Origin of the sequence: Rothia terrae (assembly GCF_014705925.2) — a bacterium.
GTDB classification, from domain to species: Bacteria; Actinomycetota; Actinomycetes; order Actinomycetales; family Micrococcaceae; genus Rothia; species Rothia terrae.
The window spans coordinates 1547945-1573731 of the sequence record NZ_CP061539.1 but is presented as its reverse complement, the minus strand read 5'-3'; the positions used below and the strand labels follow the sequence as shown (position 1 = coordinate 1573731).

Genomic DNA, 25787 nt, shown 5'->3' with positions numbered 1-25787 from the left:
CCCCTTTACGGGATGCGGAGATTTCTTATTTTTCCCTGCCTTTCAGAGCAGAGCTAAAGTTTGCACATGTTTAGAACAGCGTGACGTCCTCAGCTTCACCTGCCGAGGTAGCATCTAAAGCTACCGGCGCGCTCTCGTTAACCTCAGCTGTGCCGGATGCGGTGTCCGCCGCATCCTCGACGGTCGACGAAACTGCCGCCGCAGCAGCCTGAGCCACACGCGGCTCGGTTACCGCGTACGCCGGGCCGATCGCTGCAATACCCTGAGTCAACGGAACACCTGAACCATCACGTGCACCGAACTCACTGGGCAACTTACGCGAAACACCGGCAGGGGAGACCGCCTTAGCAGGACCGACACCAATCCACGCGAGTTCCAACTTGCTTTCACCGGTAACAAAACGATGCGCGCGCACGCCAGCCGTCGCGCGTCCCTTCGCCGGGAACTCAGATAGCTCGGTGACCTTCACCGAAGGATCAAAATCATTGCTTGAATCGGTAATCGTAACAACCTGAGCGTCAGTACCCGGTGCTGTCACACCAAAGGCAATGACCTTATCGTCATCAGCAACCTTGATACCAGCCATACCGCCACCGGCGCGTCCCTGCGGGCGCACCTTAGACGCATCGAATGTCAGAAGCTTCGCCTGTTCTGTGATAAAGGTCAGGTTCTCATCACCGGTATCGGCAACAGCCACACCAATGACGCGGTCACCCTTCTTGAGCTTAATGACCTCCCAATCATCACGGTTCAGCGGGTAATCAGGGTTGACTCGCTTTACCACACCGCGCTCGGTAGCCAGCGCCAGAATCTTATTAATGGGAGCCAAGCCAATCAGAGTCTCGCCCTTAGCCAGCGAAACAACATCGGCAGCTTTCACACCAGACGAGAGTAGGGGAGTGCCCGCTGAATCTTCAAGCTGGGCCAAATCCATAACGTTCACACGAATCATGCGACCGGCAGATGTCACGGCACCAATCTCACCGCGCGCCGTCGTTGCAACAGCAGACACCAGAGCATCGTGCTTAATGCGCTTGCCCGGTTCCTTCAACGGAGTCAGTTCACCCTTGGACGCGACGGTACGACCAATCAGACCAGAAGTAGACAGCAGAACCCAGCTGGGATCATCAGCGATTTCAAGTGCCAGTCCCAGCCCCTTTTTCTTAGAAGGCTCAGCACCGGCAGCCGCAGCCACTTCCGCCAAATCGTCCTTATTCGTGATCTTGGTGCGACGATCCGTGCCGTAGAGATCAGCCACGTCTTGCAACTCAGCAGACACCAGATCACGCAGCTTAGTTTCTGAAGCAAGAATGGACTCAAGCTCAGCAATATCAGCCTGCAACTCATCACGCTCAGCCTCAAGCTCAATACGCGAATACTTAGTGAGCTGTCGCAGACGCAACTCAAGAATATGGTTAGCCTGTACCTCGGTCAGATTATAAATCTGCATCAGGCGCTCGCGAGCCTGCGCTGTCTCATCGGAGGTGCGGATAATCTGGATGACCTCGTCGATATCGACGATAGCCACCAACAAACCTTCAACCAGGTGCAGGCGATCTTTGCGTTCGCCCAAACGATGCTCGGTGCGGCGACGAACGACCTCAATGCGGTGGTTCGCGTAGACTCGCAACAAATCCAACAATCCAAGTGTCTGCGGCTGGCCATCAACCAGAGCCACGTTGTTAATGCCGAAAGAATCCTCGAGAGGGGTGTACTTGTAAAGTGAGGCCAGCACCGCGTGTGGATCAAAACCGTTCTTGACCTCAATCACCAGACGCAGACCGTGCTTGCGGTCCGTGAAGTCTTGAACATCCGAGATTCCCACGAGCTTCTTATTATTGACGCCGTCTTTGATTTTCTCGATGACCTTTTCAGGGCCCACCATGTACGGCAGCTCAGTCACTACGATGCCGCGCTTACGGGCGGTTACCTGCTCAATACTGACCTTGGCACGCGTCTTGAAGATACCGCGGCCGGAGGCGTACGCATCCTTAATTCCCTTGGTTCCCACGATGACGCCGCCCGAGGGCAAATCGGGGCCTGGAATGAACTTCATGATCTCAGGCAGAGTTGCCTCGGGATTTTCCAGCAGATGGCGCGTGCCAGCAATAACTTCGCGCAGGTTATGCGGTGCCATGTTCGTTGCCATACCAACAGCGATGCCGGTTACACCGTTGACCAATAGGTTAGGGAAGGCAGCAGGCAGGACGGCGGGCTGCATGAACTGGTTGTCGTAGTTAGGCACAAAATCTACGACGTTTTCATCCAAGTTATTGGTAAGTGCAAGAGCAGCGGGATCCATACGGGCTTCGGTGTAGCGCGATGCCGCAGGACCGTCGTCCAATGAGCCAAAGTTGCCGTGGCCATCGACAAGGGGCAGGCGCATGGCGAAGGGCTGAGCCAGGCGCACCATCGCATCGTAAATAGCGGCATCACCGTGCGGGTGTAGCTTACCCATTACCTCGCCTACCACGCGGGCAGACTTGACGTGTCCCTTATCGGGGCGCAATCCCATCTGCTGCATCATATATAGGATGCGACGCTGCACGGGTTTGAGGCCGTCGCGGGCATCGGGCAGTGCGCGTGAGTAAATCACCGAGTAGGAGTACTCCAGGAAGCTGGATTCCATCTCGGTTGAAACGTCGATATCAACGATGTTCTCAACGATGTCCTCGGGGTAATTGTCAACAACGTTTTTAGATGAGCGCCGTGCCATGAACGTCCTTCAGCTTGCGTGGATAGAAAACATGGATAGAAAAAGTGCTCTTATGGGTAGAGAACGCTTGATTCTAGTTTACAGGGTAGAGGTGACTAGCTGTGCTTGCGTGAGTGGAATGCCATACATGAGATATATGACCTAGTGAGGCATTATTTTTTTAAAAAATGGCACGAAAGCCACCTTTATCGTCGAGTATGAAAAATAAAGTCCCATTGAAGTGTTTGGTCGCTGTAGGTGGTCTAGAAATATATTTACCGGTGCGTAACTAGTGGAGGAAAAAGAGTATGAAATATTGGTTTTTGGAGAGGTTGCTGATTTAAATTATAGGTGGCGAAAGGGGACAAGAATTGCCAACAGGTCTACAAATGTCCCCTAAAAAACCCTCAAAAATCCTTGTTATCTCGCGGATTTTTAGTAATAAATCGCATTTTTAAACAATCCAATAAACACTTCTGTGGTTTTCTTTATTTTGCGGTAGATATAAATGTATTCTTTTAAATGTGCTGTTTGAGTTTTGGGAAGAAAGCTCAAAATGTCCCCCGCATATATCCCCCACATCACGCGATGACAACCTGTCGCGGATTAAAAGGGAAAATTTCATCGTCAGTAACACCTGGAAGAAAACGCTGACGGTTAGATTCAAGGATCTACATGCCCCGATGTTAATCCGAATTCGCACCGCGAACATACAACAAGGAGAGACATGCGTAAGCAGACAGCTGCCCTCATTGCAGCAACCACAGCACTCGGTGGCGTAGCATTCGTAGGAATGCCCGCTGGAGCAGAAGAAATCACCAACGCCGTACTGAACGTGAACGTTCAGGGTCAGAACATTAAGGTTGGCGACGTCCTTACCTTGGACGCAACCTGGCATGTACCCGATAACTCACAGCCTGGCGATACCTTCACCCTCGATTTGCCTGCCGAGCTGATCCCCATGGCAACCACCTTCAACCTTTACAACGAAACCGGCGACGTCGTTGCTGTAGCAAACGTTGCAAACGGTCAAATCGTTGTCACCCTTTCAGATTTTGTTGCTACCCACCCTGTTAACATTCACGGCACCCTGACTCTTCAGGCACGTGTTTCACAGGCAGCAACCCCCGGTCAGCCCATCATTCTCAACTGGACCGGTCAGGCAACCGCGATCACCCCCAGTGCAGGCTCCGTTGTTGGTGCAAAGACTCAGCCCGAAAAGTACGGCTGGAACACCGCTACCGGTTCTGCAAAGTGGGCTATTGAAGTTCCCGGTGAAAAGAACAACGCTGTTCTCACCGATACTCCCGAAAATGTTGCCCTCAAGTGCGATACCCTGAACATTCGCATCGGTTCACAGGAAAACGGCTACCCCAAGTCATGGCAGCCTTTCTCACCCGTATCAACCGACTGCACCACCGGTCAGCTAGTTGTAAACCTGGGTAACGTTCCCGCGGGTCAGCTGGTACACGTTGAAATCGACTCAACCCCTAATGCGGGTGTCACGGAGGCGCTCAACGACTGGTCACTGACTTCACTTGAAGGCATCACCGGCGGCACTGCAGCTGTGAAGACCTACCAGGGTAGTGGCACCGGCGACGGCGAGGCTCTTCCTCCCGTGCCTTCAGAGTCTCCTACTGATTCCTCAGTGACTCCGCCTACCCCTTCAGAAACTCCTGAGCCTTCAGAGACCCCGGTAGAAACTCCTACTCCTTCTGAGACTCCGGTAGAGACTCCTACTCCTTCGGAAACTCCTGGGCCCTCAGAGACTCCTTCTGAGACCCCGGTAGAAACTCCTGAGCCCTCAGAGACTCCTTCTGAGACCCCGGTAGAAACTCCTGAGCCCTCAGAGACTCCTTCTGAGACCCCGGTAGAAACTCCTGAACCCTCCGATACTCCTTCGGCAACCCCTTCAGAGACTCCCGCAACTGTAACCGCAGTTGAGAGCCCCAAGCCTTCTGAGACTCCTTCAGAGACTTCAGTTGAGACTCCGGCACAGACCCCTGCGCCCTCAGAGACTCCCGCGACTGTGACCTCTGTTGAAGAAACTCCTGAGGCACCCGTGGCAGAGACCACCTCACCTGCAACCTCCATGGTTGTCACTGATGGCGGTAACACCGGTAACGGCTCAAGCACCGGTTACTCAGTTCAGGGCCACACCTCAAACAGTGCGGCTCAGGCACCTGCAACTTCATCACGCGGTGCACTTGCTTACACCGGCTTTAGCTCAACTCAGGTTGCTGTAGCTGGCGTTGGCATCCTTGCTCTCGGCGCGATTGCTGTAGCGGCTTCACGTCGCCGTCGTAACTCCTAATTTTTAGGATTTTCAGAGCCCCTTCTCGAATTCGAGAGGGGGCTCTTTCGTATTCCGGGGCTCGAGCGGCAAAAAGTCTGTGGTATGCGCCACTGCTTGCTAGGATGGTGGTTATTACTATTAGCCTGAGTAAAGGTCCTAACGTGAGCACCTCTAAGCCCTCGAGCCCCAAGAACCCAACAACGGCAGAGATTCCTTTCATTTACCCAGCGCATTGGGAAGCTGATGTAGTTTTGCGCGATGGCGCCACGGCTCATTTGCGCCCGGTGGTGCCCACAGACCGCGAGGCGCTAGAAACCATGTATGCCGGGCAGTCTGAGAAAACGATTTACCTGCGTTTCTTTGGGTACAAGCCGAAACTCAGCGATAAAGAACTTACCCGTTTTACGACGGTTGACCACAATGACCGTGTGGCATTCGTGCTTTTTCTAGGCGACGAAATGATTGGTATTGGAAGATACGATCGCAGTCATGTGCCAGAGGAAGCTGAGGTAGCCTTCATGATTTCCGATGCGCATCAGGGGCGCGGGATCGGATCAATTTTGTTGGAGCACTTAGCGGCGGCTGCTAAGGAACGGGGGATTGTCCGTTTCTCAGCTGAAGTTTTGCCTCAAAACCGTAAGATGCTCAACGTGTTCAAAGACGCCGGGTACGAGGTTAAACGTGAGCTCGATGACGGGTTTGTCAACGTTCAGTTTGAAATTGATCCTACGGAGAGGTCTCGGCAGGTGATGGAGGCTCGTGAACACCGTGCTGAGGCTCGCTCCATTGCTGAGCTATTGGCACCGCAAACGGTAGTGGTTATGGGGGATCCCAGCACGTGGGAGTCCGGGGCCGGGAAACTGATGGACAACATCGCGAGCGAAGGTTTTACCGGTGATCTATTTGCGGTGTGCCCGGGAGATATTAGAGAACAGAAATATCCGGTACACGCGTCCTTCGAAACTATAGAAGATACCGTGGATCTCGCTGTCATCGATGCGCCGATTGACCGGGTTCAAGGTCTAGTTGAACAGTGCGGACGCGCCGGGGTGCGCGGTGCCGTCGTGATGACTACAGGTTACGCCGGCGATGGTGCGCGCGGACGTACTCGCCAAAAAACACTGGTCCGTGTAGCGCGTACCTATGGGATGCGGCTGATTGGCCCGGCGTCGTTTGGTGTTATCAATACGGCGACCGACATTAAACTTGACCTGACGCTTACCGAGCATGACCCGGTATCCGGTAGTCTCGGAATTTTCACCCAGTCGTCAGCCCTGGGGCTCTTGCTGTCTAACTCGGCGGTGCGTCGTGGCATTGGTGTGTCTACTCTGGTATCTGCTGGTAACCGTGCAGATGTTTCGGGCAACGATCTGATGCAGTATTGGGAGGACGATAACGCTACCGAGGTCTGCGGACTTTATCTAGAATCTATAGGTAACCCACGTAAATTTAGCCGAATTGCCCGCAGGCTTGCACGCATTAAACCAGTAGTGGTTGCGACTAATGAGGTGACAGGTAGCCAGCTGCCACCGGGGCATTCAGGTCGTACTTCTATTGCTCCCGCAAAAGCGCTGGACTCTATGTTCGCGCAATCCGGTGTTATACGCGCTGACACCGTAGACCAGATGCTTGATATCTGTCAGATTCTTGTGACTCAGCCATTACCTCAAGGTAACCGAGTCGCTGTGGTGTCTAACGCTCATGCGTTGGGACAACTCATTGCAGAGCGCGCTACCCGTTACGGGGTGGAAGTCAAGAATTCGGAAGCAAAAATTGACCTGGCACACGATGGTTTGGACGTGCTGTATGACATTGTTATGAGTTCGCTAGAAGGCGCAGATATCGACGCGGCTTTCGCGGCATTTATGCCCTCTCACACCGTATCAGCCGAGGAGATTGCAACGGTTTTGCTCAAATGCTCTCAAGACAGCGGCAAACCTGTGGTGGCTTCGTTCCCTGGAATCGCTGAGCAACACAAGGTGCTACGCGGAATCTTTAAGGACGCATCTGTTGCAACTGACACCGATGAATTAGTTGCAGATAATGAAGAAGACCCTGACAATACAGCTAACGATACAACGAGTATCCTAGGGTTGCCCTGTTTCGAATCCGCAGGGCAGGCTGTTCACGCCATGGCATCGGTCATGAACTACGTACAATGGCGCACCAGCGAATCAGGAACTCCAGAGCTTCCCGACGGTGCATCGCCCGCAACCGCTCAACGAATCATCAATGAGCTAATGCCGTCCGTAGCTGGTGAAGAACTTCTCGACATTGACCAAGAAGCTACTGCCCGCATCCTTGAAAGCTACGGAATAAGCCTGCTAAGGTCTATCGCATTTGAAACTGTTGAAGAAGCTCAGCTGGCCGTGCAAGAGCTCGGAGGTTACCCCGTCGTCCTCAAAACAACAGATATTGAAATGGCGCGGCGCATCGACCTCGGAGGCGTACGTCTGGGCATCGAATCAGACCAAGAGCTTGAGCGCGAAATTGAGCAGATGCATCGCTCGCTCAGCCCTTTTGGCACCTTCGATTTGATGGTGCAACGACAGGCACCCGGCGGTCAAACTGCGGTGCTGAGAGCACTCGAAGACCCTCTGCTGGGTCCCGTTGTTTCCTTCGGCATGGCAGGGGATGCGACCGTCCTTCTGGATGACTGGGCATACGGTATTCCGCCACTGACGTCTAACGACATCGACACCATGATGCGCACCCCCAAGGCGGCCATCAAACTGTGGGGGAGCAGCGGAGTGCCTGCCGTGCGAGTCGATAAACTTCAAGACCTCATCGCCAAGGTAGCATCCCTCAAAGATAATCACCCTGAAATCGCTCACCTCGAACTCAACCCCATTATGGTTGCAGCAGAAGAACTCACCGTTGTCGCGTGCCACATGAAACTAGGAAACCCGCAACAGCGCACCGATTCAGCTCGACGTACAATGAGTAGCTAACCCAAAACGGCAGGTGCTTGCGCCACCGCGTAAAATAAGGTGAGATTACCACGTCATCAGCAACTGAAAGAGACCGATGAGTCAGAACGTTCCGCCCATCCGAGAACTGGTACAAGATATCAAGCGAGCTGGATTCTACCCAGAATTGGTGCTGGACGGGGTGGCTACAGTATTCGAGCCAGATGAAATCATCTCGCATCTGGTGCAGCTTGAAACCCACATTGACAGGGAAGAAGTTCACCGCCACATCACTGTTTTAGTTCTCACCGATACCCATCTTTTGGTGGCGCATCTCGATGATCAGCAACTGGATGAAGAGGGCTCTATCGTAGCTGCCCATATCAACTCAGAAATCGTTCCCTTGCGTCGACTGGGTACCGTCACCTCAAACCTGACCTACCTGCAACCTCAGCACTACGCACCCGGTATGCGCGCCAGCGAGCTACAACTTTCGATTGCATGGACAGGCTCCCAACGCATCGATGCTGGTCCAGCTGATTGCCCAGACCCACACTGCGCTGCAGAACACGGGTACACCGGATCAGCCGTCAGAGAAGACATCATGGTGCGTGTTTCTGCCAGCGCAGACGGCGCCGTAGCAATTATAAGCGCCCAGAAATTCGCCTCCGCCCTTCGCAAAGCTCACATGAAAGCAACAAAATAATGACGCTCACAGACTTTCGCGGAACTCCCGTCCCTACTGCGCCGCATTACGCAGCTAATAATGTGGCTGACCTCTTTGAATCCGCCGCAACACTCGTTGCCCAGCGCTCCCTGACCCCGCAAGACCACCCAACTCTCGGTGCAGGTCAGCACGATACCCTCGAGCTTTACCAGCGCTTGAAGGATGCAGGGCTGAACCCGGATTCTTATCGAAGCGTATGCGTTGTGATGGTCGACGGTTTTGGCGAAAACCTGCTCAGACGCTACGGATCTTATACACCCTACCTGAAGAAAGTTCCCTCGTTAGGCCCGCTTCATTCAGCAATCCCTTCAACCACTGCAGCGTCCTTAACCTCCTTCGGCACCTCACTCGCGCCGGGAACTCATGGCGTTGCAGGCTATGAGGTTCGCAACCCGGATAATAACCAGGTCATGAACCAGCTCTCTGGCTGGGATAAAAACGTTGACCCGCACAGCTGGCAACCCTACCCAACAGTTTTTGAGCGCTATGAAAATCAGTGCGACGTCGCAACCGTATCGCTTTCAAAATATCAGGGGACAGGTTTGAGCGAAGCCGGACTGCGCGGCGGACGCTTTATCCATGCACAAACAGCCAGTGCACGCGTCACTATGGCACACAGTATTCTTTCAGCCCGCAAGCCCTCGCTTGTATACATGTACTGGGGTGAAATTGACCAAGCTGGCCACCGATACGGTGTGGATTCCCAAGAATGGATCGAACAGGTCGAAGAACTCAACCTGCATATGCGCCGGCTTGCAGAACGCTTGCCAGCCCACGTCTTGCTGGTATTGACCGCAGACCACGGCATGGTTGATATCCCAGAACCGCAACGTATTGACTACTCAGATCGCACCGAACTGTTGGAAAACGTTGAACTCACGGCAGGTGAACCTCGAATGGTTCAGCTTTACCTCAAAGACTCATCAACCCAAGCGAAACAAGCAACGCTTAAAGCATGGGACGCCGCCTACGGCGATATCGCGTGGGTCCTCGATACTGAGGACGCCTACCGTGAAGGTCTCTTCGGAGAGCACCTGAGCGATCAGGCGCGCGCTCGCATCGGCGATATTCTCATCGCTTGCCGTGAAGATTACGCTCTGTACGATATGCGACATTTCAAACCGCACGCTTTGAAAATGGTGGGCCAACACGGATCACTCACCGAGAACGAAACGCAGGTTCCCCTATTGGTGTTGCCGACCGGGGCATAAAAAATAGCCTTGAAAAGCGAGATAGCTTTTCAAGGCTATTTTTTATGCTCTTATTGAGCGGGAGTTTGAACTGCCTGAGTAGCAGCGGCAGGCGCGTTCTGGGTAGCCGCAGGTGCTGACTGCTGTTGTCGCTGAGCCGCGGGTGCTTCTTACTGAGTTGCTGCAGGAGCGCTGGGGGCTTGTTGGGCAGGCTGAGTCTGAGCCGGAGCTTCAGCAGTGGTGGGCGCTGGCGCCTGTGTGGTGGCGGGCGCAGGTGCCTCACTGGGTTCTGCAGAAGCGGGAGCTGAGGATTCAGCCGGAGCTTCGGTGGTAGGCTCCGGCGCGGCGGTTGTCGGTGCCGCTGTGGGCTCTGCTGGTGCAACCGGTGCCGGAGCAACCGTTTGTACCGGGGCAGGTGCCTGTTGAACAGGAGCTTGTTCTACGGGAGCTCCCTGCACTGGAGCCGGTTGCTCTTCAACAGGCGCTACGGGTTCCTCAACAACTGGAGGTACATACGTCTCAGTCACCTCAGGCACAAAGCTACTGGTTGATGTGGGCTGAGGTGTTCGCGTGGGCGAAGACTTTTGCGAGGGCGATGCTGAGCTGCTCGAAGCAGGTGCCGCCACGGGGCGATCATTGGAATCTTGCGACAGCATCATGCCTGTAGCCGCACCGGCACCTACTACAAGAACACCGAGAGCTCCCAGCAGAGCATATTTTCTATTGGAGCGAGAGCTCTCATACTCACTGGATGAAGGTCCCTGCGGCAAATCAGGAGCAGGACGCGAGGCAGCCACCGAGGACGCGGCGACAGGTGCTGCGGGTGCAGCAATAGCAGCCAGTCGCTTCCGTTCTTCTTTATCTCGCTCCTTGGCTTCTTGGGCAGCGGCTCGAGCCTCTACCTGATCGGCTAACTTCTCGCGGAGTGAGCGTTTTTCATACGTCTCACCGCGCGCCAGCAACGCCATTCCTAACGACGCATCCTCGGCGGTTGCAAAATCAGCTTCTTCAGCGGTGCCGTCCTCCGAAACATACTCGTAGCCATCTGCCAGCGGGGCAAGGGGCTGAGTTGCTTCAGAATCCTCAAGACCTGCTACCGGTGATTCGAAAGGAACCGTGGGGTCAGCAGGTTCATCGAAGTGGTGATCACCCGATGTAGCGTTGCGTGAAGAATTCATAGAGTTAGTGTGCCTGACTGTGTATGAAACTGTTGTAAGCGCCGTATGTTAGCGGCGCTGGTTGCCGAAAATAATGTCGTCCCAGCTCGGTACTGAGGTACGCTTTGAGCGGTTTGGACGCGCGCTGGGCTTCGGCTCTGCCTCTTCTTCGGCAGACTTATTTACCAAGTCTACGTCCTTTTTTGTTTCTTCGACACTGTTCTGTGATGCGTCACCTAATGAATTTGTTGCCTCAGATTCCTCAGTGTTTGCGCCGGAATCAGTGCTTTCGGCATCATCTGAATCATGTGAAGTAAACGAGTCGGTAACAGAAGAGTCTAATGAATTGTGGGTATTAGTGTTCTGACCAGAGGTTTCTTCTTCCGCAGCGGGTGCTGAAGTTTCTGATTGCTGATTCTGTGATGACTCTTCTGTTGATTCGCTCTTGTCTGTAGCTTCACTGGTCGCGTCATGAGAAGTGTCAAGGTGTTCTACCTCAACCGATTCAGTACTGAGGGCCTGTTCTTCTGCAGGTGCTGACTGGTTTTCCCCCTGTTCATCGCTTGAGGACAAGGCGGCATCGTCAGTTGCTGAAGCGTTCTTGTTCTGGTTAAGTACCGCGGGAACAGGCTGAATCTCGTGGTGAGGTGCGGACTCTGCTTGAGCAGGTGCGGTGCGTGTTGAGGAATGGCGGGCGCGTTCGAGCAGCTCAGCCAATTTACGTTCGTTGGGGGTGCCGCGCTTAGGTGAAGATGACGAGAAGAAGGTGGAGGAGGTTTTCTGAGTCTCTGACTCGTCGGTATTCGGGCGAGCGACGGTGTTAGCGTGAGGAGTGCCGCGTCGGGCAGCTAGCTCGTCCAACAGCTCATTGTGGGCGGGGTTGTGAGGTACTCGCACCTCTGAAATTTTTGGCTCGTCGACCTGAACCGGAGCGTCCTTGTCATCATGGGTGCCAATACCAGGCAAGGGGCCGTCGCCGGCGTTGTCGCGTCCCATGAGGAAGTACGCTGCTTCGTTGGAGGCGTAGATACTCTGGTTGGCGGGGTTGTACGTCCAACGGGCAGGGAATTCTGCGTTGCGCGGTAGAGCGTCGCGAACCTCTGAGGCAAACTCAAAATCGACACTGACAGTCCACTGACCTGATTCCTGCTGCCAGGTGGCCCACTGCGCGTCGTCCGGGGAGAAACCATAGTTTTCAGCTACGTGGGCAATGTGTTCGCGCAAGGGACGAGCTGTGTGATCGGCTGATCGACGTCCGGCAGTGGCTGCCGAAATTACCACGTTCTGAGCAGACTGGATGATGTTGGAGCGCTCCGCAAGAATGGGCCACTCATAGCGGCGGACGCGGTTGGCTTCCCAACCTGATTCTGCAACGATTTCTTCGACCGAAGCACCCTGTCGAAAACGAATCTGAATATCGCGCGGACCAAAAACGCCGTTGGAACCCAGTGCGCGTGCGGGCTGAGCGCGACGAGCCTTGGTGATGCTGGTGCGCAGGTTTTGGTCGATGGGTAGGCGATATGAAGTGCCGTCTTGTGCTTCAAGAACAAGACTTTCTCCGTCATCGTGGATTCCCACCAGGCGCAGGTTGAGCATGAAGACTCCTTTGAAGTGTTTGTGGTCGCGAGATATATCTTTACAAAAGATTACCGGGGGCAAGGGTACTTTTATTTGTACGGCGCATAGTTCAGCCAAACATTAATGTTAAATCTTTCGTTGAAGCCCTCAAAATAATAAATCTGAAGTGAAGGTTCAAAGATTTGATTAAGGGGCACCGGCGCGTGCATTTATATTGCTCTCTTGCGCTGTTCTTAGTTCCACCGCATCTTGAGCCACGTCGACACCCGGAATCCCCGACCCGCCACTGTTTGTGAGGGAGTCCCTAGTCTGTATGAGAGAAAAAACATAAAAGTAACCCATGCTTAGTAGGCGGGCGGACAATCCGTCTACGAGCCCAAGAACCTCAGTCTCAACACGCAATGTTCGCTGTGTGAAGAAACAATCAGACCAACAAGAATCTCAACTAGACAAAACTAATTTAATAGTGAAAAATGCTACGCGTTACCCTAACACTTTTCAGTGGTTTGCACCGCTGAAAAGGGGCATCGCACAGATTACAAAGATCCGCCCTGGAATTTGCCGGTTGGCACATTCAGGCCTCACACTGAAGAAAGCGTGAAACACCTTGGCAACAGATTACGATGCGCCTCGTAAGCAGGACGAAAACAGTGAAGAGTCCATCGAAGAACTGAATGCGCACCGCTCAGAAATGCAGTCCGGCGCGGTTGATGAAGACGAAAACGCAGCGGCAGAAAGCTTTGAGCTTCCGGGTGCAGATCTCTCTAACGAAGAGCTGAACGTCGTTGTTCTTCCTGCTCAGGAAGATGAGTTCACTTGCGCGTCTTGCTTCCTTGTACGCCACCGTTCACAGATTGCACGTGAAGAAGGCGCACTGAAGTACTGCGTTGAGTGTGAGGGCTAATTGATAGCCTGAGATATAAAAAATGCCGGTAGTTAGCTACCGGCATTTATTTTTTAATAATTATGATTCTTGAGCCTGCGAGCGAGCTTCGTGGGTGAGTAGCATGCGCTGTTCGTGCTCGCGTTGCATCTCTTGCTGGTACCGCTCTAGCTCGCTGTCGCCGATGTTCTCATTGAGAATTTCAACGATGCGTTCGGGATGGCGGGTTGATGCAATCCAGTAGGGCGTGGGGTCGGCCTTATCGGTAATTTGGATCCTCACTTTGGGCTCAATCCATCCGCGGAAACACATAAATGCGCGGCCATCGAGTTCAGGGCCTGAGATAACTCGAGAAGCTTCACCGCGGAAGCCCTCGGCAACACCCACGTGCTCGCGTTCAATAGCGGCGCGTCCTACCCGCAAAATATCATCGGTAATGGTGATGGTGGGGGAGGAACTATAGAGAATAAACCCGAGCAGTACAGCTACAATCACACCAGCGATGACGCCGGCCATAATGTTGATGGGTGCACCTACTAAAAAGCTCGCGACTCCAGCTCCGAGAACACCTACCCATAGCCCTGTGCTGGGCGTGAGGCGTTCTTGGTAAAGAACCGATGACGTCGAAGTGCTCATGTACTACACCAATCATTACTTGAAACTTACAGAATGTGCCTTCAGTCGGCATCTTGAGCGTGTAGTTCAATTCTAACCTGTTGAACATAGCACCGCTGAGACTGATAAAAAGATGCGAGTATGGCTGTGGTTGGTGCCTCATTCCTCAGGTTCACTACTAACTCACGGTGTTTCTTCATGAACGTTTAGTACAGTGGCTGGTGTGAATAAACAGCTGACAGTACACATCAAAATGTTAGACCCCGAGTTGGCAGCACCTGCCTACGCACAGCACGGGGATGCGGGCGCTGACTTACGATCCCGCGTGGATATTACCCTCAAGCCCGGCGAACGAGCCTTGATTCCCACCGGTGTCGCTATTGCTCTGCCTGAGGGATACGTGGGGTTGGTGCACCCGCGTTCGGGGCTTGCTGCAAAGCACGGCATTACCATCGTCAATGCACCCGGAACAGTTGATAGTGGTTACCGCGGCGAGTTGATGGTGACTCTCTTGAATACTGACCTCACCGAACCTTTCGAGGTTAAACGAGGCGACCGCATCGCTCAGCTCGTGGTTCAAAAATATGAATATGTGCTTTTTGAGCCGGTAGATGAACTTGATGAAACACCGCGAGGAGCCACCGGTTTTGGCTCAACCGGTGTAGCTTAGAGCCAGAATAAAGATAAAGTCTCTGACCGACCCTTTAGGAGTTGTATGTTTGGGTTTGGACGCAAGAAGAAAAACGAGGACGCTGAGGTTCAAGAAACCGCAGTAGAGCAAGCACAGGCGGAGATCAACGATGATCCCGATATGCGCGCTGATGATACTGCCGCCCCTACAGCTGTAGCTGAAGAGCGCACCGAATTTGACCGTGCCAATGGACCGTACGATACCGAGGAAAAGTCGGGCACCGATAGTTACCTTGACCTTGGATCTTTGCTCATTAAGCCGCACCCTGAAGTCGCTTTGCGATTGGAAGTTGAAGATAACACCCAAAATGTTATTGCAGTAACTTTGCAAAAGGATAAAGCTGTTTTGCAGGTGCAGGCTTTTGCAGCTCCCAAGAGCCGCGGCATTTGGGATGAGATTCGTTCGGAAATTGCAGAATCTGTTCGTGCGCAGGGCGGCAACATCGAAGAAGTTGACGGTTCCTTGGGCAAAGAACTGAAGTCTCAGATTCCAGTAACCACTCCGGATGGCCGTAAGGGCGCACGTGTGGCAACCTTTGTCGGCGTTGATGGCCCCCGATGGTTCCTACGCGGTGTTTTCACCGGTACCGCCCACGCCGATGCATCAGCGCGCGCCGAGATGGAAAAGATTTTCAAGACCATGGTGGTACACCGCGGTGAAGATCCCATGCCCCCGCGAGATTTGTTGCCACTGTCCATGCCTGCCCAAGCGCAACCAGAAGCTGCAACGCCTCAGAACGCTGATTTAGAGATGCCCGAGCGCGGCCCCGAGATTGCTGAAGTACGCTAAATAATGGTTCATACACAGCCTCAGGCGCTGGATAAATACCCCGAACGTTTTCGCGCTCGCGTTGCCGGACGCGTCAGCCAGGTACGATTTTCAGCGCCGGGAGAACCGCTGAGGTATGAAGCCGAGCTTATCGTGACAAAGTCGCGTCCTGTCTCGCTGTCTAAAACTCGTACCCTCATGACGGGCCTTCCCGCGATTGAGACCAGCGGTGATTTCTCGGAAGAACCGGATGCCGATGAAGACCAAACTGCTGTAGCTCACGAGCGTGCGCCGCATCCTGAGTCTTCCAAGCCCGCCCTCAAATTTCCTGAGTACCCTCCCTTAAAACAGGGGAGCAGGTTACTGCTGATTTGGCATGGTCAGCGCAGTGTTCCCGGTATTGCTGCTGGCACAGAGATTAGGTGCAATGGCCTGCTCTCCACCCGTATGCGTCCTGCCACTATGTACAACCCGCTGTATGAGATTATTCCCTCGCGTCGATAAACGAGAAAGTGAATTCGCTAGATGAGTGAAACCGAGAAGCCCAGTTTCAAGGCCCCCTCCAACATTCGTCGTACACAAAGCGGCGACGTGGATGTTCTGTACGCGGTAGGAGGCGTGCGCGGCATCGTTGAGGCTATTGCACCGGGACTGCTGTTTCTATCGGCATTTTTGATCTCCAAAGATTTGATGCTGTCGGTGCTTATCGCGGGCGCTGTTGCATTGGTCTTTTCTGTGGTGAGATTGATGCAGAAAGGCTCGCTCATGCAGTCGGTTTCCGGCCTACTGGGTGTGGCAATTTGTGCTTTTGTTGCTTTGCGCAGCGGCGAGGCGGCCGACTTTTACGTCACCGGACTGTGGATTAACCTCGCCTACGCTGTTGGCCTGATTCTGCTTTTGCTTTTCAAACTACCCGTCGTTGGGTATGTTTACAGCTTTATCCGTGGTGAGCAGGACACCTGGCGTTCTAACCCAGCGCGCGTTAAAGCGTATACCCTAGCAACTCTCGTTCTCATCGCAATGTTTGTTGCCCGTTTGCTGGTACAGGTTCCGCTGTACTTGGCAGATCATGTGGGTGCTCTCGGTGCTGCGCGTTTGGTGATGGGCACGCCACTTTACGCTGCGGTGCTATGGCTGACGTGGGTTATGACTTCTCCCAAGAGCAAGCGGTAAATAGCATCCGCCCACAACAAGACCCCGTGAAGGTTTGAAATCCTCACGGGGTCTTGTCGTTATTCATTAGCTAAAGAGCAACCTGATATCTTCTTCGCCCTCCGGGGTTGTGATGAAGAAGAGCTCGTCCTCTCCTTCAATCACGTCATCGCCAGTGGGAGTGATGGGAGTACCATCACGCAAAATCGCGGTGAGTGTGGTTTCTGCCGGCCACTGAACGTTATCAACGGTGTGTCCAATAATCGGGTGATCCATGGGAACGGTGTACTCCACCAGCATGGCACCGCCGGTCTGCAGTGTGAGAAGGCGAACCACATCGCCCACTTCAACAGCTTCTTCGACTAGGGCTGTCATAAGTCGCGGGGTAGATACCGCAACATCAACACCCCACGAGTCATCAAATAACCACTCATTCTTGGGGTTATTGACGCGCGCTACGGTGCGAGGAACACCGAACTCGCTACGCGCCATCAGAGAAACCACAAGGTTTGATTTGTCATCACCGGTCGCAGCAACAATAACGTCACAGGTTTCTGGGTGTGACTGTTTGAGCACTGAAAGCTCGCACGCATCGCCAATCAGCCAGTGAGCATTTTTAATATCGGGGGAGCGCCCAATAACCTCGGGCTTTTCATCGATAATAGTGACCTTGTGTCCGTGCGACAGTAATTCGCGGGCGATAGAAGAGCCAACGGAGCCAGAGCCGATAATAATAACCTGCATGGATAAAGCTCCTATCGTACGTTTTCTTCTTCGTCATCCGGCGCGGTTGCTAGGATGCGAGAGACTTCATTGACATCGTCGGTGCGGAGCATTGCGTGGATGATATCGCCCTGCTGGTAGCTGGTATCTGAGGTGGGCAAAATACCTTCGCCGAATCTGGTGATATAGGCGATGCGGACGCCCGCAGCTTCTTCGATATCGGTCAGCGCGTGGCCAGTCCAGTCTTCGTGTAACTGTAGCTCCGCTAGCATGAGGCGTCCGGATGCTTCGCGGAAGTCGCCTGTCATTGCCTGTTCGGGGAGGATACGTCGCAGTACTTGGTCGGTACTCCAACGCACTGCTGCCACGGTGGGAATGCCGAGTCGTTGAAAGAACTCCGCGCGGTTGGGGTCGTAGATACGGGCAACAACGTGGGGCACCCGGAAGGTTTCGCGGGCTACACGTGAGGACAGAATATTTGAGTTGTCTCCAGAAGAAACCGCTGCAAAAGCGTAGGCGTCTTCGATGCCGGCTCTTTTGAGGGTTTCACGGTCAAACCCGATGCCTGTTACCTTCTTGCCGCTGAAATCGCTTCGCAGACGTCGAAAAGCGCGTTCGTCGCGGTCAATGATAGCGACGGTGTGCCCGGAATCTTCTAGTGTGTGCGCAAGCATGACGCCCACGCGTCCGGCGCCCATGATCACGAAGTGTGGCAAAACGGTATCCCCTTGCAAACGAAAATGTTCTGTGCAGTACCTAGTGTACTTACCTTAACGCCGTCCTTGAGACCGTACTGGTATATCTGAGGCGATTGCTACCCGGTGGAAGGCGATGCGTGTTCCTGAGCGTGCTAGTTTCATCACCGCTGAGCATTGAGTCGGCGTGGTCTTAGCCAACTTTCTGAAAACCGGCTACCTTTGTATCTGTGGCACGAGTTCAAGAGCGTTTAAGACGGGTTTTTCTGGGCACCCCTGTAGACAATCGTCAGGTGGCTTCCGTTGCGCTACCCAAACGTCGTGCCCTGCCGCTCTTCGGGTCTGACGGGGTTTCATCGGTATCTTATGCCCCCGATGAAATTGTGATGACGCTTGCTGTTGCGGGCAGTGCATCGCTGGTGACATCTCCGTGGGTGGGGTTCGCTATCGCGTTGGTGCTTCTGATTGTTGTTGGAACCTACCGTTACAACCTGAAAACCATTGCTACCGGCGGTGACTATGAGCTGGTGCAGCAGCGATTGGGAAAAGTTGCCGGTGTTGCAACTGGCGCGTCGTTGATGGTCGATTTTATGCTCACCGTGGCGGTATCAGCATCGGCGGCATCGGGCTATGTGCTCTCGGTGGTACCCGGTTTACGCGGGCATGAGCGTGCTCTGACCATCGCAATGATTGCTGTCATGATGCTTCTATGTCTGCGCGGCTTACGGTTTTTAGGGCGCATTGCTTTTGTGCCGCTCTATGCGTTTTTGCTGATCATCAGCATCACGCTGGTGTACGGATATTTTCAGGATCTAAACGGAACACTTGAAAAAGCGGCGACTAGCTCGTGGGAGGTCGTGCCGGCTGATGGCGTTAGTTCAGCGATGAATGGTATTGCGCTGTTTGTTCTGATGATGCGTACTTTTTCCTCGGGTGCAGTAGCGCTGACCGGTGTGAGTACCGTGAGTAATTCTGTTCGTTTTTTCAAAAAACCCAAAGCTTCTAATGCTGCTGCCACCATGATGATGATGGGCGGTATCTCAGCGTTACTCCTCATCGGCGTGCTGTATATGGTGCGTGCTACAGGTGCGGTGGCGGTACTCGATACCTCTCAATTGAGAATTCACGGTATGAGCGTGGGCGACGGTCTCTACCAGGTACCTGTTCTTATTCAGATGGCTGAGGCTGTTTACGCCTCAGCAGTCATGCCGGTGATTTTAGTGGCTGTCACCGTAGCTATGCTTTTGGTTGCTATCATCACCGCTTTTACAGGCTTTCCGCAGCTCACCAACGCTATTGCCGAAAAAGGATACCTGCCGGTTCACCTGCGTACTAAAACATCACCGCACCTTCATGCCAACAGCGTCCTGATACTCGGTGTCAGCTCGATGGTGTTGGTGGCGCTTTTAGGTGCAGACCTGAACACACTGATTCAGCTGTACATTGTGGGTGTGTTTCTCTCGATGACGCTCACACAGGCAGCGATTATCAAGTATCGTTGGCGAGATTTTAAATTCACCGTCGACCGCTACAAACGACGCCCGCTCATTAGGCAACTCGCCATCACTTTAGTGGGCTTTGTTGCAACGTTCATCGTGTTTTGGGTGGTTCTACTGACCAAGCTCACGCACGGTGCGTGGATTACACTCATTGTGATTGCGGTGCTTTCGAAGGGAATGCTTGCAGTGCGTAAACATTACAACGACATCAACCGGGAACTTGAGCTTCCTGCCAACGCGCCGGAGCTTGCACAGCAACGTGCTTTACCCTCTCGCGTCCACGCGGTGGTTTACGTGCCGCGCGTTCGAAAGCCGCTGATGCGCGCTATTTCGTATGCGCGAGCCACGCGTCCTTCGACCATTGAAGCTGTGCTCATTAACCAGGATCCCAAGCGCGCTAAAGAAGCTCAGAAGCAGTGGCGTTCATTGGAGATTCCGGTACCGCTTGTAGTGCTGGATGCTCCATTTCGCGATGCTGTTCAACCGTTTATCGAGTATGTTCAGCGTCGACGGGAAGAAACTCCACGCGATGTGATCGTGGTTTACCTGCCCGAGTATGTTGTACCGCACTGGTGGGAGAGACTGTTGCACCGTCGTATTGTGCATCGACTGAAAGCCAAGCTCCGCTATGAACAGGGTATCGTCATTGCCTCGGTTCCCTGGCAACTTGAAGGAACCAGGGCGCCGGGTCAACACACCGTTGAGGCACACGTTGAAACTTCTACGTACACCGCTGAACACTAAGGATTGTTGAAATGACTGAAACTCACGAAGTAACCGAGTTTGAGGTGGGCGATACCCTCGAGCTAACACCGGATGCGGTCGCGCACGGTGGATCGTTTGTGGCTCGAGCCGGTGGGCGAGTATTTTTTGTCCGTCATACGGCAATTGGTGAGACTGTTTTAGCTAAAATCACCGGTACCGGACCTAAGAAACGTTTCTTTTTTGCAGATGCTATCGGGGTGAAAACCCCGAGTGAACACCGTCGAGAGCATCCGTGGCCGTTAGCGGATGCTGGTCTGCGCGAAAATCCGGTGGGCGGTATGGAATTTGGCCACCTCACCCCTCAGTATCAGCGGGAGCTTAAAGCACAGGTTATCCGGGAACAGCTGGTTCGCTTGGGTAAAGTCTCTGAAAACTCAGCTTTGCTCAAGTTGCTTCGCGTTGAAGCGCTAGAGCCTTCGGATCTTGGCTGGCGTACTCGGGTTTACTTCAATGTTGCCGATGGAAAAATTAGTATGTTCCGTCATTCTTCGTCGGAGCGCGTACAGGTTCAGGATTTTCCTCTTGCTGATTCCCGCATTAATAGCTTGCAGCTTCACCGTCTCAACCTTGAAAACATCAAGCGTGTAGATGTGGCGGTATCGTCTACCGGGCAGGTGCTGGTGAGCTTTGCTGTTGTTGCACCTGCTACACCGCGTCAGGTTGCTGATGATGTTGAAAAGCAATGCGAACAGTTGTGGGGCAACCTGAAAAAGCAGAATATTTCGCTGGTTTTTGCTGCCGAACGTAAGGGCGGGCGCCGTCGTGGAGAACGCCCTGAATCTGCGGTTCGCGGTGCTGGGTTTACCGAACTCACCGAAGAACTTTCTGTGGGCGATGAGAGTCTGGAATGGAACGTTTCTGCCGGCGGTTTTTGGCAGATCCACCGTTCAGCACCGGAAGCGCTGACAGCAGCTGTCGCTGAGATGGCTGACCTCAACGCGGGGGAGACCGTGTACGATCTCTACGCTGGTACTGGATTGTTCACGGCTGTTGCGGCTGCTGAGGTTGGCGGTAAAGGACGCGTACTATCGGTAGAAGGCTCACCTTTGACCAGTGCGAATGCTCGCGATAATTTTGTGTCCGGACGCGCCCGCCTAGCTGATAGCAAAGATACGGTTATCGATGTTGTGAAATCTGATGTTGGCGCGCATCTTCACAAGCTAGTATCTCAGGTGCAAGCGGGAAAGTCCCCTGCCCCGGATGCCGTCATTATGGATCCTTCCCGCGAGGGTGTAGGTAAGAAAGTTATCGAAAGTCTTACCGCGTTAGCACCGAAGCGCATAGTGTACGTTGCGTGTGACCCCGCAGCTTTGGGACGCGATACCGGTTATTTGCGCGAACACGGCTGGGAGCTCAAAGATGTCCAAGCCTTCGACATGTACCCCAACACCCACCATGTTGAAACGGTGGCACTCTTCGCTCACCCGGAGTAACTTAGGTCCTAGAGCGTCATGTAGTGTTTCACAGCGATACATTTCTGGCGGATCCTATAACTACACGCGAAAGAACTGCCATGAAATACGCAAAACTGGGAACGAGTGAACTTGAAGTCTCAAAACTCTGTGTAGGGTGCATGAGTTTCGGTGAAGCCGGAACAATGCACGATTGGACGCTGGATGAGTCAGCCAGTGATGAGCTGATAAAGTACGCCTTAGATTTGGGTATCAATTTCTTTGATACCGCAAACGTGTACTCAGCCGGAACGAGCGAGGAGTACTTAGGGCGCTCGCTGAAAAGCATGCTCGACGTGAGGATCTCGTGATTGCGTTCAAGGTGTATTTCAACGAAGGTGGGCTGAGCAAGAAAGCTATCAATCGTGAGATTGAGGGAACCTTGAACCGTCTGGGAACTGACTACCTGGATTTATATATCATTCACCGTTTTGACTACAACACGCCCATTGAAGAGAGCATGGAAGCCTTGGACGGCCTGGTCAAGGCGGGCAAGGTTCGTGCTTTGGGTGCGTCCGCCATGTACGGCTATCAGTTCCACAATATGCAGATTGCGGCTCGTGATAACGGTTGGACTGCGTTTAGCGCCATGGAGAATCACTACAATCTGCCCAATAGAGAAGATGAACGCGATCTCATTCCCGTGTGCCAGCAGTTTGATATCTCATTGATGCCTTATAGTCCTTTGGCAACTGGACGCTTGAGCCGCCTTGAATGGAGCACTGATACTTTGCGGAGCAAGACCGATAAGGTCGCGCAAGCAAAGTACGACAGCACCCAAGAGGCTGATTCAAAGGTGGTCGCTCGAGTGCATGAGCTTGCGACTAAATACGGTGTTTCAATGTCACAAATTGCACTGGCCTGGCAGTGGGCTGTCGGAGTTACTTCGCCGATTATTGGTGCAACTAAAGCTAAATACTTTGATGACGCGGTTGCCGCGCTAAACGTTTCCCTCACCGAAGAAGATATCCAGTATCTGCCGGAGCTGTACGTACCGCATCCCGTTGTTGGCGCTGTCTAAAGAATGTTACGAATAACCCGATGCCGTATCGACTATCAGGTGCAGCATCGGGTTGTTTGATATGAGGAAGAGACGCGTCAATTAAGACGCTTTGTTTCACGCATCAAACATTCAAGAATGCTTTCTTGAGGTGACTCAGAGTACACTGGATAGGAAAGCTTAGTGTCAGGGTGTCTCTAAGTAGGATTTAGCATCACACCGCTGTGTCCGTATAAAACGCACGGCGTCCCCATGAGAACACCGGGCACTGCTTGGCAAATAACAGTGTCGAGAGGAGTCCCACGCAAATGAGCACTGTGGACAGCTTCGGTTCAAAGGGCGTCTTGGACGTCAACGGTACCGAATATGAAATTTACCGACTTAAGTCAGTTAAGGGCTACGACAAGCTTCCTTACTCACTGAAGGTTCTTCTGGAGAACCTGCTTCGCACCGAAGATGGCGCGAACATTACCGAAGAGCACATTAATGCTCTTGCAAGCTGGGATCCCAAAGCTGAACCCAGCACTGAAATTCAGTTCACCCCTGCACGCGTTATCATGCAGGACTTCACCGGCGTTCCCTGTGTTGTTGACTTGGCAACCATGCGTGAGGCTGTGAAGGAACTCGGTGGCGATCCTTCAAAGATTAACCCCTTGGCACCGGCTGAGCTGGTTATTGACCACTCTGTTCAGATTGATGCTTTCGGTACTTCAGATGCGATTGCTCGCAACATGGATATCGAATACCAGCGCAACGGTGAACGCTACAAGTTCCTGCGTTGGGGTCAGACCGCATTCAACGACTTCAAGGTTGTCCCCCCGGGCATGGGTATCGTGCACCAGGTCAACATTGAGTACTTGGCACGTACCATTATGGCGCGTGAGGTAGACGGCGTACTGCGTGCTTACCCCGATACCGTTGTTGGTACTGACTCACACACCACCATGGTGAACGGTCTTGGCGTTCTCGGCTGGGGCGTCGGCGGTATTGAGGCAGAGGCAGCAATGCTCGGCCAGCCCGTCTCAATGCTGATTCCTAAGGTTGTCGGCTTCAAGCTCACCGGCTCAATTCCCGCAGGCGCTACCGCAACCGACGTTGTTCTGACCATCACCGAGATGCTGCGTAAGCAGGGCGTGGTTGGCAAGTTCGTTGAGTTCTACGGCGAAGGTGTTGGCGAGGTTCCCCTGGCTAATCGTGCAACCATTGGTAACATGAGCCCCGAGTTCGGTTCCACCGCCGCAATCTTCCCGATTGACGAGAAGACCCTTGAATACCTGCGCCTGACCGGTCGTTCAGAAGAGCAGGTTGCACTGGTTGAGGCTTACACCAAGGAACAGGGCCTGTGGCACGATCCTTCGAAGGAAGTTAAGTACTCAGAGTACCTCGAACTTGACCTGTCAACCGTTGTGCCTTCAATCGCTGGCCCCAAGCGTCCTCAGGACCGCATTGAGCTCACCGATGCAAAGAAGCAGTTCAGCTCGGACATCAAGAACTACGCAGCTAAGGGTGAAGACGACAAGTCAGCACACGTTTCAATGGCTGATGGACGCGAGTTTGAACTCAAGAACGGTGCGGTTTCAATCGCATCAATCACCTCATGCACCAATACCTCAAACCCCTCAGTAATGCTCGCAGCTGGTGTCCTCGCACGTAACGCAGCGGCTAAGGGTCTCACCGCTAAGCCTTGGGTTAAGACCTCAATCGCGCCGGGTTCAAAGGTAGTTACTGACTACTACGAGAAGGCAGGCCTGCTGCCCGATCTCGAGAAGCTCGGTTTCTACGTGGTGGGTTACGGTTGCGCAACCTGCATCGGTAACTCAGGTCCGCTTGAAGAAGAGATTTCAGAGGCAATTCAGGACAACGATTTGTCTGTTACCGCTGTTCTCTCAGGTAACCGTAACTTCGAGGGTCGTATTTCACCCGACGTCAAGATGAACTACTTGGCTTCACCGCCCTTGGTTATTGCCTACTCACTGGCGGGCACCATGGACTTCGACTTCGAGAAGGACGCACTGGGTCAGGACGCAGACGGCAACGACGTCTACCTGAAGGACATTTGGCCTGATCCCGCTGAAGTTCAGAACATCATCGATACTGCTGTCGATACCGCAATGTACGACAAGGAATACGGCTCTATCTTCGACGGTGACGAGCGCTGGCGTTCACTTGATACCCCCACCGGTGAGACTTTTGAGTGGGACTCAGAATCAACCTATGTACGCAAGCCTCCGTACTTCGAGGGTATGACCATGGATATCACTCCCGTGGAGGATATCCAGGGCGCTCGCGTACTGCTCAAGCTGGGCGATTCAATCACCACCGACCACATTTCACCCGCTGGTTCATTCAAGTCAGATACCCCTGCCGGTAAGTACCTGATTGCTAACGGTGTAGAGCGCAAGGACTTCAACTCCTACGGCTCACGTCGTGGTAACCACGAGGTTATGATCCGCGGTACCTTCGCTAACATCCGCATCAAGAACGAGCTTCTTGACGGTGTTGAGGGTGGCTTTACTCGTGACTTCACCAACGGTGGCGAGCAGGCAACCGTATACGATGCGGCTCAGAACTACAAGGCAGCTGGCGTTCCGCTGGTTGTGCTGGGCGGTAAGGAATACGGTTCAGGTTCATCACGTGACTGGGCGGCTAAGGGCACCACTTTGCTGGGTGTTAAGGCAGTTATCGCTGAGTCATTCGAGCGTATTCACCGTTCAAACCTGATCGGTATGGGTGTTCTGCCCTTGCAGTTCCCCGCAGGCGAATCACGTGATTCGTTGAAGCTGACCGGCACCGAAACCTTTGACATCAAGGGCGTGACCGAGCTGAATAACGGTACTACCCCCAAGACTCTGAAGGTTACTGCAACCTCAGAGGATGGCAAGGTTACCGAGTTCGACGCGGTTCTGCGCATCGATACACCTGGTGAAGCTGACTACTACCGTAACGGTGGTATTCTGCAGTACGTTCTGCGAAACCTGGTTCGCGGTTCATAA

At 53.4% G+C, this 25787-nt stretch carries 18 protein-coding genes and 1 pseudogene; 13 read left to right on the top strand and 6 right to left on the bottom strand.

The features are described from left to right. Nucleotides 1-70: 70 nt before the first annotated feature. The gene (locus tag IDM49_RS07305) at nucleotides 71-2716 is read right to left on the bottom strand and encodes a DNA gyrase/topoisomerase IV subunit A (protein WP_190724026.1); all 2646 of its coding nucleotides are present in this window, start codon (nucleotides 2714-2716) and stop codon (nucleotides 71-73) included. Nucleotides 2717-3422: 706 nt separating this feature from the next. Here IDM49_RS07305 and IDM49_RS07300 point away from each other — a divergent pair. The 4 genes from IDM49_RS07300 to IDM49_RS07285 all read left to right on the top strand — a co-directional run bounded on the left by IDM49_RS07300 (nucleotide 3423) and on the right by IDM49_RS07285 (nucleotide 9838). Beyond that, nucleotides 3423-5009 carry an Ig-like domain-containing protein gene (locus IDM49_RS07300; protein ID WP_190724025.1) on the top strand — a complete coding sequence of 529 codons (1587 nt, stop codon included), beginning with the start codon at nucleotides 3423-3425 and terminating at the stop codon, nucleotides 5007-5009. 143 nt (nucleotides 5010-5152) lie between these two features. After that, on the top strand, nucleotides 5153-7942 hold the full coding sequence (locus IDM49_RS07295; protein WP_228008038.1) for a bifunctional acetate--CoA ligase family protein/GNAT family N-acetyltransferase: 2790 nt from the start codon (nucleotides 5153-5155) through the stop codon (nucleotides 7940-7942). A gap of 76 nt (nucleotides 7943-8018) precedes the next feature. Beyond that, on the top strand, nucleotides 8019-8606 hold the full coding sequence (locus tag IDM49_RS07290; protein WP_190724023.1) for a DUF5998 family protein: 588 nt from the start codon (nucleotides 8019-8021) through the stop codon (nucleotides 8604-8606). After that, nucleotides 8606-9838 carry an alkaline phosphatase family protein gene (locus IDM49_RS07285; RefSeq protein ID WP_190724022.1) on the top strand — a complete coding sequence of 411 codons (1233 nt, stop codon included), beginning with the start codon at nucleotides 8606-8608 and terminating at the stop codon, nucleotides 9836-9838. Before IDM49_RS07290 ends, IDM49_RS07285 begins: the two co-directional genes overlap by 1 nt. A 149-nt stretch (nucleotides 9839-9987) precedes the next feature. On the opposite strand, the gene IDM49_RS07280 is transcribed toward IDM49_RS07285, so the two are convergent. Both IDM49_RS07280 and sepH read right to left on the bottom strand, forming a co-directional pair. Continuing rightward, entirely contained in the window at nucleotides 9988-10995 is a 1008-nt protein-coding gene (locus IDM49_RS07280; RefSeq protein WP_190724021.1) for a hypothetical protein, read from the bottom strand. Nucleotides 10996-11043: 48 nt separating this feature from the next. Next, complete coding sequence (sepH, locus tag IDM49_RS07275; protein ID WP_190724020.1) at nucleotides 11044-12570, bottom strand: septation protein SepH; 1527 nt, start codon at nucleotides 12568-12570, stop codon at nucleotides 11044-11046. 589 nt (nucleotides 12571-13159) lie between these two features. Between sepH and IDM49_RS07270 the strand changes: the two genes are divergently transcribed. Then, nucleotides 13160-13456, top strand: a complete 297-nt coding sequence (locus IDM49_RS07270) for a DUF4193 domain-containing protein (RefSeq protein ID WP_168615011.1) — start codon at nucleotides 13160-13162, stop codon at nucleotides 13454-13456. A gap of 60 nt (nucleotides 13457-13516) precedes the next feature. Here the strand turns inward: IDM49_RS07270 and IDM49_RS07265 are convergent, their stop codons facing one another. Continuing rightward, a complete protein-coding gene (locus IDM49_RS07265) occupies nucleotides 13517-14071 on the bottom strand; it encodes a DUF3093 domain-containing protein (protein WP_190724019.1) in 555 nt (184 codons plus the stop codon). Nucleotides 14072-14273: 202 nt separating this feature from the next. Between IDM49_RS07265 and dut the strand changes: the two genes are divergently transcribed. From dut to IDM49_RS07245, 4 genes are read left to right on the top strand one after another with little or no spacing between them, the layout of a single operon-like run. Next, nucleotides 14274-14720: a dUTP diphosphatase gene (gene dut, locus IDM49_RS07260; RefSeq protein ID WP_228008037.1), complete on the top strand. Its 447-nt coding sequence runs from the start codon at nucleotides 14274-14276 to the stop codon at nucleotides 14718-14720. Between the two features lie 45 nt (nucleotides 14721-14765). Continuing rightward, the gene (locus IDM49_RS07255; RefSeq protein ID WP_190724018.1) at nucleotides 14766-15530 is read left to right on the top strand and encodes a DUF3710 domain-containing protein; all 765 of its coding nucleotides are present in this window, start codon (nucleotides 14766-14768) and stop codon (nucleotides 15528-15530) included. A 3-nt stretch (nucleotides 15531-15533) separates the two neighbouring features. Further along, nucleotides 15534-16013 (top strand): asparaginase, encoded by a 480-nt coding sequence (locus tag IDM49_RS07250; protein ID WP_190724017.1) that lies wholly within the window; start codon nucleotides 15534-15536, stop codon nucleotides 16011-16013. A gap of 21 nt (nucleotides 16014-16034) precedes the next feature. Next, nucleotides 16035-16682, top strand: a complete 648-nt coding sequence (locus tag IDM49_RS07245) for a DUF3159 domain-containing protein (protein WP_190724016.1) — start codon at nucleotides 16035-16037, stop codon at nucleotides 16680-16682. A 66-nt stretch (nucleotides 16683-16748) separates the two neighbouring features. Here the strand turns inward: IDM49_RS07245 and IDM49_RS07240 are convergent, their stop codons facing one another. Together IDM49_RS07240 and IDM49_RS07235 are read right to left on the bottom strand one after the other, a co-directional pair. After that, complete coding sequence (locus IDM49_RS07240) at nucleotides 16749-17405, bottom strand: potassium channel family protein (RefSeq protein ID WP_190724015.1); 657 nt, start codon at nucleotides 17403-17405, stop codon at nucleotides 16749-16751. Between the two features lie 11 nt (nucleotides 17406-17416). Next, nucleotides 17417-18100, bottom strand: coding sequence for a potassium channel family protein (locus tag IDM49_RS07235; protein WP_168615005.1), 684 nt, complete (start codon nucleotides 18098-18100; stop codon nucleotides 17417-17419). Nucleotides 18101-18372: 272 nt separating this feature from the next. Between IDM49_RS07235 and IDM49_RS07230 the strand changes: the two genes are divergently transcribed. The 4 genes and pseudogenes from IDM49_RS07230 to acnA all read left to right on the top strand — a co-directional run bounded on the left by IDM49_RS07230 (nucleotide 18373) and on the right by acnA (nucleotide 25787). Beyond that, nucleotides 18373-20322: an APC family permease gene (locus tag IDM49_RS07230; RefSeq protein ID WP_190724014.1), complete on the top strand. Its 1950-nt coding sequence runs from the start codon at nucleotides 18373-18375 to the stop codon at nucleotides 20320-20322. Nucleotides 20323-20333: 11 nt separating this feature from the next. Next, entirely contained in the window at nucleotides 20334-21776 is a 1443-nt protein-coding gene (locus IDM49_RS07225) for a class I SAM-dependent RNA methyltransferase (RefSeq protein ID WP_190724013.1), read from the top strand. A gap of 80 nt (nucleotides 21777-21856) precedes the next feature. Continuing rightward, a pseudogene (locus tag IDM49_RS07220) lies at nucleotides 21857-22815 on the top strand (aldo/keto reductase). Nucleotides 22816-23102: 287 nt separating this feature from the next. Next, nucleotides 23103-25787: an aconitate hydratase AcnA gene (gene acnA, locus IDM49_RS07215; protein ID WP_168615002.1), complete on the top strand. Its 2685-nt coding sequence runs from the start codon at nucleotides 23103-23105 to the stop codon at nucleotides 25785-25787.

Excerpts from the sequence above, each read along its gene's own strand:
- sepH (WP_190724020.1), bottom strand. The coding sequence starts at position 12,570 with ATGCTCAACCTGCGCCTGGTGGGAATCCACGATGACGGAGAAAGTCTT.
- IDM49_RS07240 (WP_190724015.1), bottom strand. The coding sequence starts at position 17,405 with ATGCAGGTTATTATTATCGGCTCTGGCTCCGTTGGCTCTTCTATCGCC.
- IDM49_RS07250 (WP_190724017.1), top strand. The coding sequence starts at position 15,534 with ATGGTTCATACACAGCCTCAGGCGCTGGATAAATACCCCGAACGTTTT.
- IDM49_RS07280 (WP_190724021.1), bottom strand. The coding sequence starts at position 10,995 with ATGAATTCTTCACGCAACGCTACATCGGGTGATCACCACTTCGATGAA.
- acnA (WP_168615002.1), top strand. The coding sequence starts at position 23,103 with ATGAGCACTGTGGACAGCTTCGGTTCAAAGGGCGTCTTGGACGTCAAC.
- IDM49_RS07265 (WP_190724019.1), bottom strand. The coding sequence starts at position 14,071 with ATGAGCACTTCGACGTCATCGGTTCTTTACCAAGAACGCCTCACGCCC.
- IDM49_RS07225 (WP_190724013.1), top strand. The coding sequence starts at position 20,334 with ATGACTGAAACTCACGAAGTAACCGAGTTTGAGGTGGGCGATACCCTC.
- IDM49_RS07255 (WP_190724018.1), top strand. The coding sequence starts at position 14,766 with ATGTTTGGGTTTGGACGCAAGAAGAAAAACGAGGACGCTGAGGTTCAA.
- IDM49_RS07300 (WP_190724025.1), top strand. The coding sequence starts at position 3,423 with ATGCGTAAGCAGACAGCTGCCCTCATTGCAGCAACCACAGCACTCGGT.
- IDM49_RS07290 (WP_190724023.1), top strand. The coding sequence starts at position 8,019 with ATGAGTCAGAACGTTCCGCCCATCCGAGAACTGGTACAAGATATCAAG.
- IDM49_RS07245 (WP_190724016.1), top strand. The coding sequence starts at position 16,035 with ATGAGTGAAACCGAGAAGCCCAGTTTCAAGGCCCCCTCCAACATTCGT.
- IDM49_RS07305 (WP_190724026.1), bottom strand. The coding sequence starts at position 2,716 with ATGGCACGGCGCTCATCTAAAAACGTTGTTGACAATTACCCCGAGGAC.
- IDM49_RS07285 (WP_190724022.1), top strand. The coding sequence starts at position 8,606 with ATGACGCTCACAGACTTTCGCGGAACTCCCGTCCCTACTGCGCCGCAT.